The following is a 19,764-nucleotide window of genomic DNA, read 5'->3' as shown; positions in this document are numbered from 1 at the left end:
GTCGGTTTTACAGGGATCCTCTAAAGTTCAGTTGTCGGCAACAAGCACGACTTAACTAAACAGGATTATGACCATGAAAACACTTATCAAAACTATCGCTCTTGGCTCACTATTAACATGTTCAGCTGCTGCTATGGCTGATCAAAGTGATTACAAACTAATGGTTATTGAAGCGAAAACCGCACCGCAGCCACTTGAGCAATCTTTTAATAGCTGCGCACTTAATGTTAAGTCAAAAAATTACGCTGAAGCTGATGAAATTTGTACTCAAGCAATTGCACTTTTACAAGATGCAGATGCACCTAAATTTAAAGTTCGTGAGCTTACATCATTCGCGCTAAGTAACCGTGGTATAGCTCGCTTAAAAGCTAAAAACGAAACGGCTGGCCTTGCTGATTTATACGAAGCAAAACAACTATCTAACAATGATATGGTATCGCACAACTTAACACGTGCTAAAGAAGAGCTTGCTTTATAAGCGCTTAAATTAGTAATTGTAAAAAAGCCCCTGTAGGTATTTACCTAAAGGGGCTTTTTTAGATTAACTTTTAAACTACTTCTGAGTGTATTAGCTCAAAGTACATCGTCTAAAACGGGCAATGCAGGAAAAGCACCCTTTGATAAACAAGCTTTTGAGCCACAGCGAAGGCCAAAACTTAATGCGTCTTTAATTATTTGTTCGTTGTTGAGTTTGTCGCTTGGTAATAGCGTCTCGTTGTAGTGATTTAAGTGATATAAAACACCTGCAATAAACGCGTCTCCGGCACTGGTTGTATCTACTGCGTTAATAATTGGAGCGGCTTCACTTACGGTAAACGTTTTATGGTAAACGGTGGCAGGCTCTGGTCCATCGGTTAAGAAAATTAAACTAACACCCAGCTCTATAAGCGATTGTAAATATTCATCACCTGACTGATTTGATTGCTCTGCTAAAAAATTTAACTCATCACGAGATAATTTAATAATGTCGCAATGGGCATAGCAGGCATGCACATTAGGTTCAATATCACGAATGTTATGCCAAAGGCTGTATCGTAAATTTACGTCGAAGCTAACAAGTTTATTATGACTTTTTGCTTGTTTTAGAGCGCTTATTGTTGTGTTTGCAATGGCAATACTTGTAAGCGTATTTGAGCAAAAATGCAGGGTACTTATTTCATCCCACTGAATTTTTTGTAAATGTTCATGGGTAAGCAGTAGATCGGCGGTGTTATTGCGGTAAAAATTAAAGCTGCGTTCGCCAGTTTCATCTAAGCTGACAATAACCATCGCTGTTTGCGCATTTTTTATAGTAAATAAATACTCTGTGCTGACATTATAGTGCTTTACTGCGTCAGTAAGTTGTTTTGCAAAGTAATCATCACCCATACCACCACAAAAAGCTGCGTTTCCGCCCAACTTTGCATAACCTACTGCTACGTTTGCAGGTGCGCCGCCAGGAATAGGTAAATAAGCTGTGTTGTGTGAGTCTTGTGGCAACATATCAATAAGCAGCTCGCCAAGGCTAAGTAATTTGGTCATGTTATAAATCCTAAAAAACCTAGCTAAGCTAGGTTAAATTTACGGGAGAGTAATAAAGTTTGAGCTAAGCGAGGAATAAAGCGCTGAAATAAAACTGCATTTCAGCGCTTAACACACTCAGACTCGGTTAGTTAAACGCGTATTTAAGCGTTAATGATGTAGTACGGCCATTAATTGTACGTGCGCGTATAATACCGTTTGCTGGTACTGAACCTTCCTCTGCTTCTGTAATACCGACTGTGTCAAATAGGTTATTTACATTAAGCGCAAGGCTAAGGTTTTCAGATAGGTCGTAGCTTACAAAGCCATTTACCTGCGTGTAACCATCAAATTTAAGGTCATTGTTATCTTGCGCGTAGGCATCAGTTGTACCAATAAAGCTTAAACCTGCTGCACCTTTTTCATAGCTGTAACGAGCCATTAGTGAGTAAATTAAATCAGCTTGACGGCGTGGTGTGTTACCTACAACGTCAGGAGATAGTGCATCTTTAGCTATTTCGGCATCAGTCCACGTTAAGTTACCACGAAAATCCCATGCATCCATGAAGTACGTTGATTCAAGCTCAATACCTTTGGCTTCGTATTCACGGTCAAAAAACGTTTGTGATGTTGCTTCAAAGTTTTGTTCTTCAGTTTCTGCGTAGAACGCTGTTGCAAATACCGATAGCGAGTCAAAACGCTTTTTAACACCAAACTCAAACTGATTTACTTCATCAACTGCATCTTCATCAGCTACTGAGCCATCTGAGCGTACTTTACCAAATAAAAGACGATCAGCGTTTGCACGTCCGCCTTTACTGATACGTGCAAATGTTGCAAGGCTAGGGTCAATTTGGTAGTTAGCACCAATTGAGTAAGACGAATAGCTCCAGTCGTAATTTACTGGGCTTGCATTCGCATGATCAATACCTACAACGCTTTGCTCGGGTACTGAAATAACACCATCACGGTTCATGTCTACAGTAGAGGTTACTGCTCCTGCGTAATTACCGCGTGCTTCACCGCTGTCATAACGCGCACTTGCATCAATACTCAAGTCACCAAGTTTAGTTGAGAAAGCAACATAAGGTGCACGTGTGTCGTATTCAGTGTCGTAATCGCGTTGACAACAGTTGCCCCAAAATGGCGTGCCGTAAGCGTATAAACCGTTTTCAGAAAACTCAGTGCCGTCGGCTGCGGTTACGTTTAACAGTGCGGCATTGTCACCTTTAAGCTCCATAACGTAAGAGTTCCATAACCACGACATAGCTATGTTTTGTGTTGATGCGTAGTAACCAAACGTTAGGCTTGTGTCATCGTCAAACGATTTTGTTAGTTTAAAGTCGTTAACAATAGAGTCAAAGTCATTCATTGTTACGTCAAACGTATGGATGCGCATTGCTAAATCGCCATTGAATGCGTCACCTGTGTTTGCGTTGCTCAGTGTTGCGCCTGCTCCACCAATGCTTGCTGCCATTGCTGATGCATCACCTACCTCAGCAGGGATAATAGAATTAAAGTTTCCGCTAACTGATGACTTACGGAAACGGTTTTCAATACGCCAGTCGTTGTCTAGGTCGAATACAGCTTCAAAGCCAATAGAATCAACATTTGGGTTCATGCCATCGCGAATGTCACCATTGCTAATTTGGTTTTGGCCATTTAAGCGAACTGTTTTAGTAAATAAGGCTGAATGCGGTGTATCTGACTGAGAATCAAACCCTGGTACTGAATCACCATTTGAGTACATTGGCATTGGAAGGTAGCCAACGCTTTTGTCGTCTAAGTGTTTGTAGTAAAGACGCACATAGCCGTTTTCGAAATCTTTAGTCAAATTAGCTTTTATTTGACCACCTTTATTTGATGTGTAACCTGTTTCACGTGGGCCTTCACCTTGGCGTACAAAACCACCTACATGAAAGCGAACACTGTCAGTTAGATAAGTACCATATTCAAAATCAGTACGGACACTATCGAAATCTAGGCCAACAGTAGTTGCAACGCTGCCCGATTCGTTTTCGCCGTTTTTAGAGATAAAGTTGATGATACCGCCCGGTGCATTACTTGCTGCTGTAGACGCTGAACCACCACGAATTGACTCAACCGTTTGTACCGTGTTGTCAAGGCGCATAAAAATATCAGCGTTACCAAAAGCGATGTCACCGTATTGCAGTACAGGTAAACCGTCTTCTTGTAATTGTAAAAATTTAGCGCCACCTGATGCAACCGGTAGACCACGAACTGCAATGTTTGCGTTACCTTCACCGCCAGTAGATTCTGAACGGATACCAGGAATGATTCTAAATGCTTCAGCGGTAGAGCGAGGTGTTGAAACTTGAACTTGTTCAAGCGAAACACTGCTTACTGATACGCTTGAAGCCATAATTGTTGTACGGCGTGGAACACCGGTTACAACGATTGTTTCAAGTCCTTTGTTTTGTGATGCTTCTGGCTGTGTTGTTTCTGCTTCTTGAGCATTAATGCCTTGGCTTACTGCAAGTGCTAATGCACTGATTAAATATAAAGGAGTGTTGTGTGTTGTCATGTGAACGCCTCGTTATGATGAACCTAAATGGTTATTTATTTTTACTTAATCGATTAAGTAAAAATAACAAAATTTTTACAAGATGCAAATTATTTTGTTATTAATTTGCTCTTTTTTTACTCACTCATTGATTTTTAGGGTATTTTTTTTGTTAAATAATTATCAAATTAGTTAGTAATAACGTTATTTTGTTCTAAAGCTGATGCTGATGGGTCGCGTAAATAATTAAAAAGCATAGCCAAAAATAAAATAACAGCAAAACCGGTTGCTAAATAAAAGCCATAACGTACGTGACCAAAGTAATCACTGATCATACCCATTAAAAGCGGTGCTAATGCTGCAGACAATGCGGTGAAAAATAATATAACGCCAGCTACGGCACCATGTTGTTGAACAGGGAAACAGGAAATGCCTTTAGAATTTAAAGTGGGGTAAACCATTGACATAAATAAACCTGAAAGTGGAAGCAATCCCACAGCCCAATCTACACCGCCAATTAGTGTGCCTACATAGCATAGTGCTATGCCTAGGCTTAAATAGGTCATTACGCATTGCCAACTAAAGCGATTTAGCAACCATACCGCTATAAAACGACCCGCAGCGCGAAGTATAAAGAATATGGTTAGTGCGTAGGTTGCAAGTAATGGCCATGAACCTGTGTAGTCTTGTAGTAGTGTTGGCATCCATACATAAATAGCCACTTCGGTCGCAACATATAATGCGATGGCCATTGAAAAGCCGAGTGCGTAAGGGTTTTTAATCACTTTCATGGTAGTGGCAAGTGAAGCGGGTTTTTCGGTTGTTTTTACAACTGGCGGATAATCTGCTCGCCATGCTAGAAAAGCAAGGATCAAACACATAACACCAGCAATAACGTAAAGGTATGTCCAGCTTACATTTTGAACGAGTAAAATACCTACCAGTGCAGGGCCAGCAATAGCACCTATTCCAAAAAAGCCTTCTACCTTGTTCATTGTTTTGGTGTGTTCTTCGTTACTGTGCGAGATATCACCCAATAATGCTAATGCACCCGTTTTAAATAAGCCGATTGCCAAACCAATACAGCAAAGGAGTACCAAGAAAAAATTAAAACTAGAACTCACTGCAAATAAAAAACAACTCGCAGAAAAAATGAGTAAGCCCAGCATAATGGTTTGCTTTCGGCCTAGGCTGTCGGCTAAAAAGCCTAAAAATAGTCCACTAAAAGCAATTAAAGCCATTGGCGCATAATGAAAGGCACTGGCTTGGGTCATACTTAAGCCAAAGTCTTTTATAAGCTCAGGGATGATCATACCGACCGCATCAGAGGTCATGGCAAACATAAAAAACATCATGTATGTAAGCCAGCGTATTTGTCGCAACGGATCGCCGCTTAATTGTGTGTGTGATTTTGTCATTATATTTAATCCTCGTTAAATGCAGGCTAATACGCGTTAAGTCAGTTAGTTACTTTATGCAGTATTGCTCGTGCAACGATAGTTGTATGTAAAATTTTTAAAAATTACTTGTAAATTCTTACTCTCTAGTTAAAGATATATCTTAATCGATTAAGTTTCAACATGGTAATCACACAATGATGCAAAACAAAGTTCAATTGATCACATATGCTGATCGAATCACTGGCCAAGACATTAATGCACTCACTACACTTTTAAACGGTTCTTTAAAAGGCGTATTTGGCGGTGTGCATTTGTTGCCATTTTATAATCCAATTGACGGCAGTGATGCTGGCTTTGACCCTATCGACCATAGCGAAGTAGATTCAAGAATAGGTTCTTGGGAAGATATTAAAGCGCTAGGCAATAATCATGATTTAATGGCTGACTTAATTGTTAACCATGTATCGGCGCAGTCTTTTCAGTTTCAGGATGTGCTTGCAAAAGGTAAAGCCTCTGAGTTTTGGGATTTGTTTTTAACCAAAGAAGACGTATTTCCAAGTGGCATGAGCGACGCAGATCAAAAAGCAATTTATCGTCCTCGCCCTGGTAGTTGTTTTACACCAATGAAATGTGGTGATGGCGAAACCTACGATTTTTGGACTACGTTTACCGATAATCAAATTGATATTAATGTAAAGGTAGAGGCAGGCGTTGCGTATTTAAATAACGTACTTACCAAGTTCTCGGCTAACAATGTAAATATTATTCGCTTAGATGCAGCGGGGTACGCTATTAAGCAAGCGGGTACTAACTGTTTTATGCTAGATGAAACGTTTGGTTACTTAGATAACTTATCTAAGCAAGCAAATGAATTAGGTATGGAAACAATTGCTGAAATACACAGTCATTATCAAACTCAGGTTGAAGTGGCTAAGCGCGTAAACATGGTTTACGACTTTGCACTGCCGCCGCTTATTTTACATAGCTTATTTAACAATGACGTTGATGCACTTTTGAAGTGGCTAAAAATATCACCACGTAACTGTTTAACTGTTCTCGATACACATGACGGTATTGGTATTATTGATGCAGGTCCAATGGGCGACAAACCGGGTTTATTAAACGCTGAGCAAATTGATAACCTTGTAGAAACTATGCATGCAAACAGCAATAACGAAAGTCGACAAGCAACAGGTGCTGCTGCAAGTAATGTTGACTTATATCAGGTTAATTGTACTTATTATAATGCGTTAGGCGCCAAAGATTTTGATTATTTATTGTCTCGTGCCATTCAGTTTTTTGCACCAGGTGTTCCACAAGTGTATTACGGAGGCCTATTTGCATGCGAAAACGATATGGAACTTTTAGCAAAAACAAACGTTGGCCGCGATATTAATCGCCCATATTTAAATGCAGATAAAATAAGTCAATCACTTGATAAGCCAGTGGTAAAAGGGTTAATTGAACTAATTAAACTTCGTAACGAGCACCCTGCGTTTTCGGGCGAATTTTCAGCGCAAGGTGAAGGCTGTATGTGTTGTTTAATGTGGCAACTTGGTGTGCAATCAATTTCATTAAGTGTAGATTTTGAAGCAAGAACCGCTCTCATAACTCAAGTAAATGGCGAAGAAGAAACATCGATAAGTTTAGATTCTTTATTGTAACGAATCGAGTTTTGCTTAACAAAAAGCCAAGCTAGATAGCTTGGCTTTTTTATTAGCTGCTGGCACCAATGTCGAGCTCGTAGCTGACTTCTTGTACTTTGTTTTCTTTAGAAATAAATAAGTTTGCAGCAATTACGCCTTTTTCTTCACTGTTTTGATGAATAGTACTTAACCGAGGTACAAACCGTGCTGCTTCATCAATCCCATCAAATCCTACAATACGTAGGTCTTTACCAATTTTTATACCTTGCTTGATTGCTTCTCGCATTGTGGCCAGCGCAATTAAATCACTCATACAGATAATAACGTTAGGGCGAGGTGAGGCTGATAAAACTTCTTTTGCAGCTATATTAGCAAACCGCTCACTGCTTTCAGGTATGTTCCAAATACGATCGTCAGCAACATTAATATTTGCCTCAATTAGTGCGCGCTGATAGCCACGTAAACGCTGATGAGAAATTGACTCTCCGGTTTTAAACTCGTGATGTTCATAAACGCGGCATAATACGTTTTCATCGAGAAGTCTCAGCCCTAAGATAGCGACTTTATCGCTTATATCATGCAAAACATGCTTGGCAATTTCGTAGCTAGCTTGTTCGTTATTGATGTTAACTGAAGCATTGCGATTAATGTCAAAATCTACAGTAACGACGTGTTTTGGTGTTGTTTTAAGTTGTTCTACTAATGCGTGGTTACGAGGACGACCGTAACAAATAAAACCATCTACAAAATCAACAACACTATTAAGGTTATTGTTACTGCCAGAGAACAACAAAACGTTAATATTGTTTTTTTCGAGTACTGAGGTAACGCCACGCATAAAGCTGCTGGCGACTGGGTCCGACACCATGTATTCCACGCTGTCGGGTAACACCAAAGCGACAATGTTAAAGGTACCGTTTCTTAACGATTGCGCCGCTTTATTTGGGCCAAAGTAACCAAGCTCTTTGCAGGCTTTGAGTATCGCTTCTCGGCGCTTTTCAGAAAGCTGATCTGGACGATTAAATGCATTAGATACCGTTGCATTAGACACACCTAGCTCTTTAGCAATACTTTTTAAGGTCCATCGAATTTGTTTACTCATTAATTACTCTTTGCCGAAAAACTACATTACATAAATTAACATATTGTGCTGTTTAACATAATAAAAAATTGGGTTTCTAACGTTAATCTTTTAGTTATTTGATAACCGTATTTAGATTTAACAAGCGATTAGTCATGTAATTAATTTACCCCTACACAAAAAAGGTGTTTTAATAATATTTGGCGGCTTAAATGAGTGGAAAAATTAAATTATTATTACCCGATAATAATATTTAAAAGTTGCAAACTCTAATTATGCGGTGAAACTTAGATATATATTATGGTTTTAAGTTATAAACAACGTCAGTATGTTCTTGTAATTATAAGCTTGATTTTTAAACAAACTGTTGTAATCTAAATCAGGTACACCAAAATCATTACCATGGAGAGAACAATGAGAATATCTAAAGTTTTACCTTTAATTATAGCGTCGGCTTTATCAGCTAATTTTGCTTATGCAAACACAGACCAAGGGGCAGATGCACTTCCTTTGTGTGAAACTGCTGAATGTACATCGGATTTCAAAAAGCTCAGAAATTTTGCCATTAACGGTAGTAGCGAAGCTGCTAGCTTACTTGCTATTGCTTATGCAAATGGTGAAGGCGTAAGCCAGGACGATGCATACGCAAGAAAGTTTATGTTAAGAGCTATTAAGTGGAAAGACCCTTTTGCTATACATCAGGCTTCGCGTTGGTACAGAACCGGGCATATCTTTGATAAAGATATAGCAAGAGCTGATGAGTTATTAAACCGCGTTGTTGATAGAGGTTTCCCGCCAGCTTTGGTTGATAAGGCAAAACAATTGTTTGCTGAAAATAATAAAAATTCAGACAAATTAGCATTCGACTTGCTAATAAAAGCAAAAGAGTCAACTTACTTACCTGCCTATGAGTTGTTAGCTGTTTTTTATGAACATGGTATAGGCACTGAAGCTAGTTTGTATCAGTCAGCTAAAATGCATAAAACGCTGGCTATTCGTGGGCATGAAGGTGCGCAAGAAAAATTAGATAAATTAGTTGCAATAATTGAACAGCAAAATATAAATATTGACGGTTTAAAGGTAAGTCAAGACATTGAGCGTTTAGATCCTGTTTTACTGGACGTCCATTCAGAAATTAAAGATTTGATTGCCAAACTAAAGACTACAGATTACGACGGTAGAGGCACCGTTTCTAGAATACAAGGTCAGGCATGTTCAGATGCGGGCAATGGTTGTTATATACAATTTAATAGAAACTCTCCAGGTATGATACCTAATGTTGTTACAGGGACAATTAAAGGTCGCTTTAGAGGTCAATAGGCCTTGATCGTTTGAAAAAGGAGAGCGTATGCTCTCCTTTTTTTGTATTTAAGTAATTTTACTTAATTTTATTTTGCAATATGCGTAAGGTTAAATTTGACGCTGGCGAGTATTGTATTTTTTAAGTTTTTGTAGTCATCTTTTTAGTTATTTTCCCAACTAACTTCTTACTGCCTAGTTTATTTTCAAGGATGTTTATTGTTATGAAAGTTGTCTCAATGCTTGCGCAGTTTAGCCTTTTTTATGCAGGCAGTGCGTTATCGTGCTCGGCAAGTAGCGATCCTGAACGCGTTGTGCAAGCGCAATTAGAGGCTTATAACGCACTAAATATAGGTCTATTTGCAAACTGTCACTCGGCAGATATAAAAATTAAAAATAGCCAAAAAGGCGCTCCTGACATTATTGGCCAAGAAAGCTTGATAAAAGCGTATCAGTTTTTAAAAACGGCGCCAAAATCTTTTAAAGTGATTCTTGAAAACAGAATTGTAAATGGTCCTGTGGTCGTTGATTATGAACGGATAACCGGGCTTGGTAAAGGTAGAGATGATTTGTTTGCCGTTGCGGTGTACGAAGTGCGCAATGGCAAAATTGTTAACGTATGGTTCCCACCGACTAAATAAAAACGGTTTGATTCAAAACACCTTGAGCCGAAACCTACATCAAGGTGCTTTAATGTTACCACTTAAGCATATTTTCTATAACCTTTAGCTTATCGTTATAGCTTTTAATGCCAGAGGCGTGCAGTAACGCAACCGCACTAAACGAGGCAAGGTTAACTAACTGCTTATGTTGGCATTTCATTAATTGAGTGAAAATATGGCACACCTTAGCTGGTTTAAACTGCTTGGGCCGTTTAATTTGCCATTGATCAATCCCTTCTTTTGGTAATAAACATGGAACATGACCTGGGTATGCTTGCCAAGGCGAATCTAATGCTTCGGGGAATGCATAGCGTAAAAAATCATGATAAAAGCGATGCTTTCTTACCTGCGCTGTGGGCTGCGACAAAACATGACGAAGTACTTTCCAAGAGTAAAAGGGCAGGCAAAAATCCATTTGATATTCATCCACTTTATCAAATGGGATGGCTAAATGGTGATGCTGATCGTTAAGCAACAAAAATAAATAGTAAGCTTTTTCAAGAGGAATATCTCCAAACTCTTTTAATGAAGTCACGATATTAGCCTTTAAAGTGGCTTGCATTTTATCAGCATTATGGATTATTGATTTGGGGATATAAGCAAATTGTTGCGATAAATAAGCATCAGCAAGGCGTTCAGGTTTTTGTGTTAATGCCGCTTCGTAAACTTCATCTGAGTAGTAGATAACACCCAGCCCAACACTGCCTCCATTGCCAGACCATGCTAAACGAGGACGCGTTACTGAAGAGTGGTTTGGATGTGTGCCATTTAACCAATGCTCACCTAGTCTGTCTTCAATTGTTTTTGCTTGCGTATCGTTGACTTGAATAACATCAAGCTCAATTTTTTGGCTTTTTGCGAACGCCGTGGCACAGTATAAGTCTTGCGTTTTATGCTGCGAAAAATTAAGCGCCGTGATGTTTACATTTTGCCTTTTTAGTAAGCACGCAATTAACCTTGAGTCTAATCCACCCGATAGCGTAGTGAGAACGTGCTGATCGTTATTAATATATTTATTTACATTGTTAGATAGGTCTTGCTTTAGGCTATGCAGTGTTTTTTCGTAATTATCATTATTTTCGGTAAGGCTGCACCAGTCAAAATACTGTGTTTTAGTAATGCCGCTAGATGATGCCTCTAAGCGAGTTCCAGGGCGAATACATGAGATTTCGTTGTAATGGGTGTGTTCGAATAGGTAATATCCAAGTGTTGCATATTCCATCATACCTTCGTGATTACAGCTAAGTGGTAAGCCTAAGTTTTTGAGTAAGCTATATTGGGTGCTGAAAATAAAAGCACCTTCATAAAACATATAATAAAAAGGACGGACCCCAAGTGCGTCGGTGGCTAAATTTAATACATTAGTGACCTTGTTATATCGCGCCATACAAAATACACCTTCGCACTCTTTAAGCTTGGCATTGGTGTAATGTGTGTTTAGGGTGCTTAAATCACTATTTCGATTAGCGCTTAAAAGTGGGTGGCCAACCAGCGTCGCAATATGCGAATCTGTTTGCAAAAAGGCATGCGGGCCAAAGGTTTTATAATCTAAACTAGCCAAGTAAAGCGCATCTTCTTGCACTTCGTTTATTGCGCCACTGTTTACTTTAGCATCTTCAGCTTTAAATTTATTTATAATAAAATCATGATGTTGAGTTAGCCCAGATGCACAATAAATTCCAAAAAATTTCGCCATAACCCGTACCTGTAAGTCGTTTTGTTATTAATTAGGTATCAAGGTTTGTACCAAGATTAATTAATACTTTGCTAGAGAGTCGCGGTACTAACTGAATTTACCTTTTTAGGTACAGCTTAGTTGCCTTAAAACATAAAACTGTATAACTTCTTAAGGTGAAAAAGTTTTATAAAAGTAAATTTATGAATTAGCAGGAAAGCCGAATGAACAATAAAATACTTAAATCATCTACTGCTACGTACCAAAATGGTGTGGCAAAAGCCGATGGTAAATTTTATGTAACGCAAGGTGAGGTTCGTTTTGAGCCATACAATGAACGTGCTGGTTTAGGACCTTATACTTTAACACGTAGCGCAATCGTAAAAATTGAAAAGTCAGTAGGTACAGGTGCTGGCATATTAGCACTTACAAGCGATGCAATAACAATCACCTTAGAAAATGAAGATACTTATGATTTTATTATAGCAAACCCTGATGAATGGATTCGTTTACTCAAGCATTAATCAATCACTAAAGCTGGCATTAAGTCATAATTATTTTAAGTGTGTGTTAAGTTAAATGGCATCAATAGTTTCCAGCTTAACTATTAAAAAACAACAAAAGGATTTGAATGATGGTTAAAATATCTATGCTAAAACTTTCTACTAGCTGCTTAATTATATCCTTTATGGGCTTTGCAAATAGCGCAGTATCACCGAAAACGGATAAGCAATGGCAAACAGTGACAGAAAACGATATTCGCGCTGCTTATAGCATTACCGCAAAAAATCACCCCGGTATGTTTGATGTTGATAACATTTTGTTTCCTGATTTATTAAAACAAGCCAAAGCAGAGGCGCTTGCTCTGTCTAAGCAAATGAGTGGGCCGCAAGCGCATGCAGCGGCAATTGCACGTTTTAGCACGGTGTTACAAGATGGTCATGCTGGTGCGTTTTCAAGCATCGACAGGCCTGCGCGACGCTGGCCCGGTTTTAGTGCTTTATGGCGAGGTGATGCCCTAAAAGTGTATTACAGTGAAACCAGCACTATTAATAAAGGTGATATTGTAAGCCAATGTGATGGGCAAAGCACTGAAGCTTTAATGCATAAAAGAGTGTTTAAGTTTCATGGGCAAGTTGCACAACCAGGGCATTGGTGGCAGCAAGGTTGGCGGTTACTAACGGATGTGGGGAATCCATTTTTAGTCCCTCTAAAAGAATGCGAGTTTGTTAAAGCTAATGGTGATAGCTATACACACGTATTAAACTGGTCTGTAAGGCCTAAGTCAGTTAGTAAGCATTTAAAAAATGCCTACAATGGTGATGAGCTCCCGATTGATTTAACCTGGCCTGAAAGAAACATTGCGTGGATTGCTATGCCTAGCTTTTCAGTAAATGATAAACAAGCAGCTGACTACAAAAAAGTGTTTGAAAAAATACAACAGCAGCGTAGCAAGCTACTTTCTGCAAACGCCGTGGTGTTAGATTTGCGCCATAACCAAGGTGGTTCATCTTATTGGAGCTCACAAATAGCCAAAGAACTATGGGGTAAAAAAGTAGTAGAACAAAAAACAGCTGGTACTACTCAAAACGAGCAAGTGTGGTGGAGAGCGTCAAAAGATAATACCGACCACGTAGTGTCTTTATTAGAGGTTGTAAAAGATCAACCCGAAATATTTAAAGCATTTAAAGCTGTAGCAGCGGGTATGGCTTTATCACTTAAAAATGGTGATCCATTTTATGTAGAGCACGAGACTACTACTCTAAATCACGTACAACAAGAGCCGTTACTGAGTGACTTTAAAACCAAGGTGTTTGTTATAGTGCCGCGCGCAATGCGCTAGTGCTTGTTTAGATGCGCTGGATAAGTTTAAGCTTTTTGAAAATACCACGTTGTTCGGTGCGCCAAGTAGCGCAGACTCGCTGTATATGGAGGTACGTTTAGCTGATTTACCTTCAGGCTTAGGTAAAGTGATTGTGCCAAATAAAGTCTATGTAAATAGAGCGCGTGGGGCAGGAGACTTTTACAAGCCAGATATTGCGTACAACGGCATCGACTGGACAACTAACATATTATTAGAGCAGATAAAGCGTATACCATAGCTTACAAAATAAAAAACCGCTCTTAGAGCGGTTTTTATAGATTGTTTATTTGTGTTTAGTTACCCATTGAGTATCTAAAACCAAAAGCATAGCGTGGTCCGTATTGTGCAGCGCTTAAGAACTGACTTTCAAAACGGCTGAACGAACGCTCTGTTTCGTTTGTTAAATTAACCCCTTCAAAGAACACGGTAGTGCTTTCGTTAACTTCGTAGTTAACGCTAATATCCCACTGTAAGTATTCTTCAGCATATTGTGGAGGAGCGGTAGCGCCTGAGTCCGGTAGACCTTGCGCAATTAAGTATTCATCACGCCATGCACCAGTAATTTTAACTGATAAGCCATCTTTTTCGTAAAAACCTTGTAGGTTTGCAGAGTCACTCAGACCCGCTAAAACAGCTTGAGATGCGAGGTAATAGTTGTCGTACTCTACATCACCATCAACAATAGTGGCATTAAAACCAGCACCAAAACCCGACTCGCCAAATAAATGCTGTATCGCAAACTCAACACCATTTACTTTACGTGATCCTACGTTTTCTGGTGAGTTGATTGTCCACTCAATTAACGGATCAGTTGCTGGGTCAGGAAGTACGCGGTTGTTTTCGCCAATTCCTACACCATTTGCAACAATCTCATTATAGATAGCAGCGTCAGTTGCCTGATCGCCACGCCCTTCAATTGCGGCGACCGCGTTATTCCAGCGCTGACCTAAATAAACATCATGCAGGCCTTCAAACGTAGTAGTTACTTGCGTGTTATCAATCCAATTATCTACATCTTTCCAAAACATGCCTACTGCAGCGTAGCTACCTTCATTGTAGTAATATTCAAGGCTAAGATCGAAGTTGGTTGATTTAAACGGTTGTAGGTTTGGGTTACCACGACTACCGCTTCTTGAATTTAATTTAGGTGACGGTGTTAAGCTTAAGTTGCCAAGCATGTCGCCAAGAGTAGGGCGTGTGATTGTTTGACCCCATGATACGCGTGATACTAAGTTATCAGAAAGGTCAACTTTCACATCGATCATAGGTAGAAGAAGATCGTAATTACCTTTGTAATCAACCTCAACTAATTCACCACCACTAGCAAATTCTGTTAACCATTCAGAACCACCAGCCCAATATACCTGCTGAGCAACACGGCTTTTAGCTGGGCTAACAATGTCAGTTTCTTCGTAGCGAAGGCCTAAATTTACAAAAACGTCGTAGTCGCTAACGTTAAATACCCAATTTGTAGATAGGTAAACACTGATTGTTTCTTCTTCTACTTTATTAGTTGGGAAGCCATCAAAAGTGCCTATTTGGTAAACATCACTGCCTATTACGTCTTCAGTTAAAAAAGCGCTTTGGCGAGCAAATGCTTCATCAAGATCATAAGTATAAGCATAGCCTGGCGCTACACCGTTAGGACCAAACGAAAATTCGTCAAGGAACCCACTTAAATCTACACGCTCGAACATACTGTCTGGGAATATCTCGGCAAATGTACCATTGTTAAAGCCTGGAGCATTCGCATTATTAGAGCCACCCCAACCACTAAGTGTTTGCTTAGTGTATGCTGCGCCAAATTTAACGGTTTCTAAACCAATATCAGTGTAAGTAAATAATTTACCGTCTAGTTGTACTTGAGATACTTCAGATTCACCGGGTGTTCTGGTAAATATACTAAAGTTAGAACCAATTTGGTTTGGATCAACTTCTTGTGTGCCGTTATTCCAATTTACATTAAAACCAGGTACGTCACCCTCACGGAAAAAGTATTCTTTAGTTGAAATATCTGCCGAGCCTAAAATAATTCGTGCATTAGCACCTAAACCAGGATCTTTACCATTATCGGTTGTTGTTTTAGATGTGTGCGCATCAAAGTTAAAGCTCAGGTTTTCGGTTGCTAACCATTCAACGTTAATACCTGTCGCTTTTGAGTCAACTTCTGATGTTTCACGAAATGCAGTAAATGATGCATCGTCACCTGCAGAGTTGTAATAAACAGCTGTACCGTTTTCATCAAGCTCATAAGCATTGGCATTACCACCGAATGATCCGTTCCAGATCCCCCAAGACAATGAGTTATTACCGGTTGTTGCTTGTGAAATTGTATGGTCAAGCGTAAATGTCAGGTTGTCTGTTGGTGCAAACTGAAATGTTGCTTGTGCATTTAAGCGTTCGCGCTGGATGTCATCTTTTGCAAAGCTAACTTCTTGCGGAAAGAAAGCGGCTGAAACAAATTCACCATTTTCCCCCGCGTTTGGGTCAAAGAATTGTTTAGCCGGGTTACCTTCAGCATCCATTGGGCGGTTATCAACAATATTAGCCGCATCAACCGAGAGGTTAGGGTTAACTAACCAAGATCGAACATTTGCTGCTTGTCGTTGAAAATCACGACGATGGTATGAAAAGTTAGCCGACACACCAAAACGCTCGTCATCAAAGGTATTACTGTAGATACCTGCAATTTCAGGTGTTACTTTATCGCCTTCTTCTACAGATGTATCGTGAATACCTTTAGCCATGAAAGAAAAACGCTCACCTGGCTTTTGTAATGGTTTAGCGGTAACAATATTTACAGTTGCACCCAATCCACCCGTTGGTGAATCGGCGCGCGCAGTTTTCATTACTTCAAGCGAACTTACACCTTCTGATGATAAGTTTTCAAAGTTGAATGAGCGAGTAAAACCTGTGCCGGCCATTTGGCGACCATTTAGTGTTACCAAGTTAAACGATGGGCCAAAACCACGAACAGTAATTTGGCTACCTTCACCGTTTGAACGGCTGACAGACACACCAGTAATTCGCTGTAATGATTCTGCTAAGTTTGTATCTGGAAACTTACCCATTTCTTCAGCTGAAATGGCGTCAACTACACCAGAGGCATCTCGTTTTACATCCATTGAACGAATTAACGATCCGCGGATACCTTTTACTTCAATGACTTCTAGTTCAGGTTCAGCAGTATTTTCTTCTGCTGCATAGGCTAAATTGAATGTACTTGCAGCGATGATAAGTGACACAGAAGCTGCTAACTGGCTCTTTTTAAAAGTGAATGTGTTCATAATTGCTCTGCTTTTCTAAATTTATTACAGTTAGTGGGTGCCTATTTAAAGGCACCTACCATTCAATGGTTATTCTACGGGTTTGCAATAATCACGTTATCGATGCGATAAACCGCGCCTTCACCCGTACCCCATGCTGGGAAAACCATTAACACGTTGATATCACTGATATCTAAACCGGCGTCAAAAAGTGATTGCAACGTAAATGTGTATGTTTGCCATTGACCAATAACTGGTGTTTGACCTTCAACACTTTCTGCAAGAGGGAGCTCCACAGCTGATGCTGCACCAGTTGACTCAATTTTAAATAACCATTGAGCATCCGTTGCGTTAGGTGGAGTCACCATTTTCATTTCAAATTGTACAACCCCATTTGCAAGGATAGACGAGGCATCAAAAGAAACACCTTCATCGGCTAGAAAGCCCATAACAGTTGGCGCTGAGCCAATTACAAACTCAGCAACGGTACCATGGTCGCTATCGTCTGTTTCTTCAGTTGGCGTTGAACCGCCACAACAGTCCCAGATGCTCCATTGCTCTGCAGCTGTATCTTGGAAGATTATAATTTCACTTCCTGCTGTAGATGCTGCACTTGGGTCATAAATTTTAGCGTTATCTACACGATATACTGCACCTTCACCGGTGCCCCACGCTGGAAAAATCATTACAACATCAATTGCGCTAACATCCAGGCCTGCACCTGCCAGGTCAGCTAAGGTATAGGTGTAAGTTTTCCATTCACCGGCAACTGGTGCGTCACCTGCGTCTGTTAACGGAAGCTCTACTGCTGAGTCACCCTCATTTGATTCTATTTTCATTAACCAAGTTGAATCTGGGTTATTAGGATTTGACATTACTTTTAGTTCAAACTGAAGAACGCCATTTTCTAAAATGCTAGTCGCATCGAACGGTGTTCCGCTTCCACCCGCAGAAGTGCGTGTGTTAAAGCCCATAACTGTAGGCGCTTCACCAATGCTAAACTCTGCAGTTAAACCGTGTTCTTCGTCGTCTAATGCTTCAACTGGTGTTGAACCACCACAGCAATCCCACATAGGCCAATCTAAACTTTGTCCGTTGTCGAATAAGACAACCTCAGGAGAAGCACCCAAGTCACCTTCAATTGCTACATTAGTAATAAGGTACTCAGCGCCTTCGCCTGTTTGCCATGCTGGAAACACCATAAGTACATCAATTGCACTTAAATCTAAGCCTTTTTCTTGAAGTAATGACAATGGAAAAGTATATGTTTGCCATTGACCAGTTACAGGCGTTACGCCTTCATTGCTTTCACTTAATGGTACGTCGCCTGTATTTGGGCCACCATCACCTGCTTCTGCTTTTAGTATCCACGTAGTATCTGATGTTGGAGGCGTTACCACTTTCATATCAAACGTTAAACGGCCGTTTAAATCTAGTAATGGAGATGCATCAAATGGAGACGATGTCCCTGTGAAATCGTCTGCAAAGTGACCACCGCGTGTAGAGAAACCAAGCACGGTGCCGTTGTTATCATTTATGTTAAATTTAACAACGTCACCTTTGTCTGCATCAGTGATAACTTCTGGTACAGTGCCGCCACAACAATCCCATGCAATCCAGTTGGCGTCTAGGCTACCGTTAAATATATCAAGGTTTCGGGCTACACCGTCGCTTGGTGGTGTAGGCACAGGTGCTGCACCTTCTACAAGTGCGTCTTCTAGGCTGTCGTAACCTGGACGAACTGTTTCACAGCCTTTGCCAGTGATTGGGTTTGATGCACATTCGTATACTCGAACGTAATCAATCTCAAAGCTTTGGCCTTGTGCAAACGCGTCTGCATCAATACCTAAATTGTTAACGTTTTCAGGCCAATCTCCACCAACTGCGTGATTCAATATCAGGTAAAAATCTTTGTCGAAAGGGGCGTTATCCCAATGCGTTGTAAGTTCGCCGCTTCCTTGTTCAAAGTATTCAGCAAACCAGCCTTTATGTTTAAGGCCAACAGCTTCGTCTTTTGAATTGTAACGAACTTCTGAGCGACGTTGTGTAGCGTATAAATAGTCATCTACATACCAGCGGATCTCACCTTCTTGCCACTCTATAGCGTAAGTATGAAAATCATCAGCTGGGTTCATGTCTTCAGGTAATAAATAAGCTTTACCTGAACTAGAGTTATTTGGCCATTCACGACCGTAATGAAGAGTACCGTGCACGTATGATTCAACAGTGCCATCTTCAGCGGCTACTTTTAGGTTTACAGCTTCTAAAATATCAATTTCACCAGAACGTGGCCATGTGCCGTATTCTTCATCAGTTGGCATCATCCAAAATGCAGGCCAGCTACCTTGACCAGATGGTAATTTTGCACGCATTTCAAAACGGCCATAAGTAAAATCTGCGTTGTAACGGGTATTTAGGCGGGCTGATGTGTAAGGTTTTTGTGCACCTTCTTCTGCGGGAAGAGCAACTATGTTAAGCATGCCGTCTTTGATGAAGGCATTTTCTTCGCTATCGGTATAACATTGCTTTTCGTTATTACCACCACCAGCACAATTTAATTCAAAGTTCCATTTGTTTGTATCAATGCTAGTGCCGTCAAATTCGTCATTCCATACCATGCGCCAATCTGAGACTGGCTCTGAAGAATTAACGACTTCTGTATTCGTGTTTGTTGTTGCAGCGTCACCACCACAGCCGGCCAAAGACGCTAATGAAATAGCTGCCAAAAGGCGTGTAATGCGTGTTGTTTCAATGTTCATAACTGAACCCCGTTCAACTGATAATTGTCAGAATATGTGTTTAAGTTTAGTTGATTTTATAGCTTTTATACTTTCTGTAAGCGCTTAC

Annotated in this window: 12 protein-coding genes and 1 pseudogene; 6 read left to right on the top strand and 7 right to left on the bottom strand. The window is 40.1% G+C overall.

The window, feature by feature from the left end; genetic code table 11:
- Positions 1-73: 73 nt before the first annotated feature.
- Positions 74-478 carry a hypothetical protein gene (locus tag AC27I2_RS09460; protein ID WP_487204108.1) on the top strand — a complete coding sequence of 135 codons (405 nt, stop codon included), beginning with the start codon at positions 74-76 and terminating at the stop codon, positions 476-478.
- A gap of 95 nt (positions 479-573) precedes the next feature.
- On the opposite strand, the gene AC27I2_RS09455 is transcribed toward AC27I2_RS09460, so the two are convergent.
- The 3 genes from AC27I2_RS09455 to AC27I2_RS09445 all read right to left on the bottom strand — a co-directional run bounded on the left by AC27I2_RS09455 (position 574) and on the right by AC27I2_RS09445 (position 5,442).
- Entirely contained in the window at positions 574-1,521 is a 948-nt protein-coding gene (locus tag AC27I2_RS09455) for a carbohydrate kinase family protein (protein ID WP_487204107.1), read from the bottom strand.
- 127 nt (positions 1,522-1,648) lie between these two features.
- On the bottom strand, positions 1,649-4,045 hold the full coding sequence (locus AC27I2_RS09450; protein WP_487204106.1) for a TonB-dependent siderophore receptor: 2,397 nt from the start codon (positions 4,043-4,045) through the stop codon (positions 1,649-1,651).
- A 167-nt stretch (positions 4,046-4,212) separates the two neighbouring features.
- A complete protein-coding gene (locus AC27I2_RS09445; RefSeq protein WP_487204105.1) occupies positions 4,213-5,442 on the bottom strand; it encodes an MFS transporter in 1,230 nt (409 codons plus the stop codon).
- A 176-nt stretch (positions 5,443-5,618) separates the two neighbouring features.
- On the opposite strand from AC27I2_RS09445, the gene gtfA reads away from it, so the two are divergent.
- Positions 5,619-7,088, top strand: a complete 1,470-nt coding sequence (gene gtfA / locus AC27I2_RS09440; RefSeq protein WP_487204104.1) for a sucrose phosphorylase — start codon at positions 5,619-5,621, stop codon at positions 7,086-7,088.
- Positions 7,089-7,140: 52 nt separating this feature from the next.
- Here the strand turns inward: gtfA and AC27I2_RS09435 are convergent, their stop codons facing one another.
- Positions 7,141-8,172, bottom strand: coding sequence for a LacI family DNA-binding transcriptional regulator (locus AC27I2_RS09435; RefSeq protein WP_487204103.1), 1,032 nt, complete (start codon positions 8,170-8,172; stop codon positions 7,141-7,143).
- A 393-nt stretch (positions 8,173-8,565) separates the two neighbouring features.
- Between AC27I2_RS09435 and AC27I2_RS09430 the strand changes: the two genes are divergently transcribed.
- Positions 8,566-9,471, top strand: coding sequence for a tetratricopeptide repeat protein (locus tag AC27I2_RS09430; protein ID WP_487204102.1), 906 nt, complete (start codon positions 8,566-8,568; stop codon positions 9,469-9,471).
- A gap of 203 nt (positions 9,472-9,674) precedes the next feature.
- Positions 9,675-10,091 (top strand): nuclear transport factor 2 family protein, encoded by a 417-nt coding sequence (locus AC27I2_RS09425; RefSeq protein ID WP_487204101.1) that lies wholly within the window; start codon positions 9,675-9,677, stop codon positions 10,089-10,091.
- 55 nt (positions 10,092-10,146) lie between these two features.
- Here the strand turns inward: AC27I2_RS09425 and AC27I2_RS09420 are convergent, their stop codons facing one another.
- On the bottom strand, positions 10,147-11,808 hold the full coding sequence (locus AC27I2_RS09420; RefSeq protein WP_487204100.1) for an asparagine synthase-related protein: 1,662 nt from the start codon (positions 11,806-11,808) through the stop codon (positions 10,147-10,149).
- Positions 11,809-12,011: 203 nt separating this feature from the next.
- On the opposite strand from AC27I2_RS09420, the gene AC27I2_RS09415 reads away from it, so the two are divergent.
- Positions 12,012-12,311, top strand: a complete 300-nt coding sequence (locus AC27I2_RS09415) for a hypothetical protein (protein WP_487204099.1) — start codon at positions 12,012-12,014, stop codon at positions 12,309-12,311.
- A gap of 164 nt (positions 12,312-12,475) precedes the next feature.
- Positions 12,476-13,889: pseudogene (locus AC27I2_RS09410) on the top strand (S41 family peptidase).
- Positions 13,890-13,944: 55 nt separating this feature from the next.
- Here AC27I2_RS09410 and AC27I2_RS09405 read toward each other — a convergent pair.
- A complete protein-coding gene (locus tag AC27I2_RS09405) occupies positions 13,945-16,938 on the bottom strand; it encodes a TonB-dependent receptor (RefSeq protein ID WP_219422137.1) in 2,994 nt (997 codons plus the stop codon).
- 74 nt (positions 16,939-17,012) lie between these two features.
- Positions 17,013-19,676: a family 16 glycosylhydrolase gene (locus tag AC27I2_RS09400; protein WP_487204098.1), complete on the bottom strand. Its 2,664-nt coding sequence runs from the start codon at positions 19,674-19,676 to the stop codon at positions 17,013-17,015.
- Between the last annotated feature and the right edge of the window lie 88 nt (positions 19,677-19,764).

Source organism: Pseudoalteromonas sp. NH0006-46, from assembly GCF_057547735.1.
Note: the sequence above shows the minus strand (reverse complement) of the source record. Positions and strands in the feature narration are given on the sequence as shown.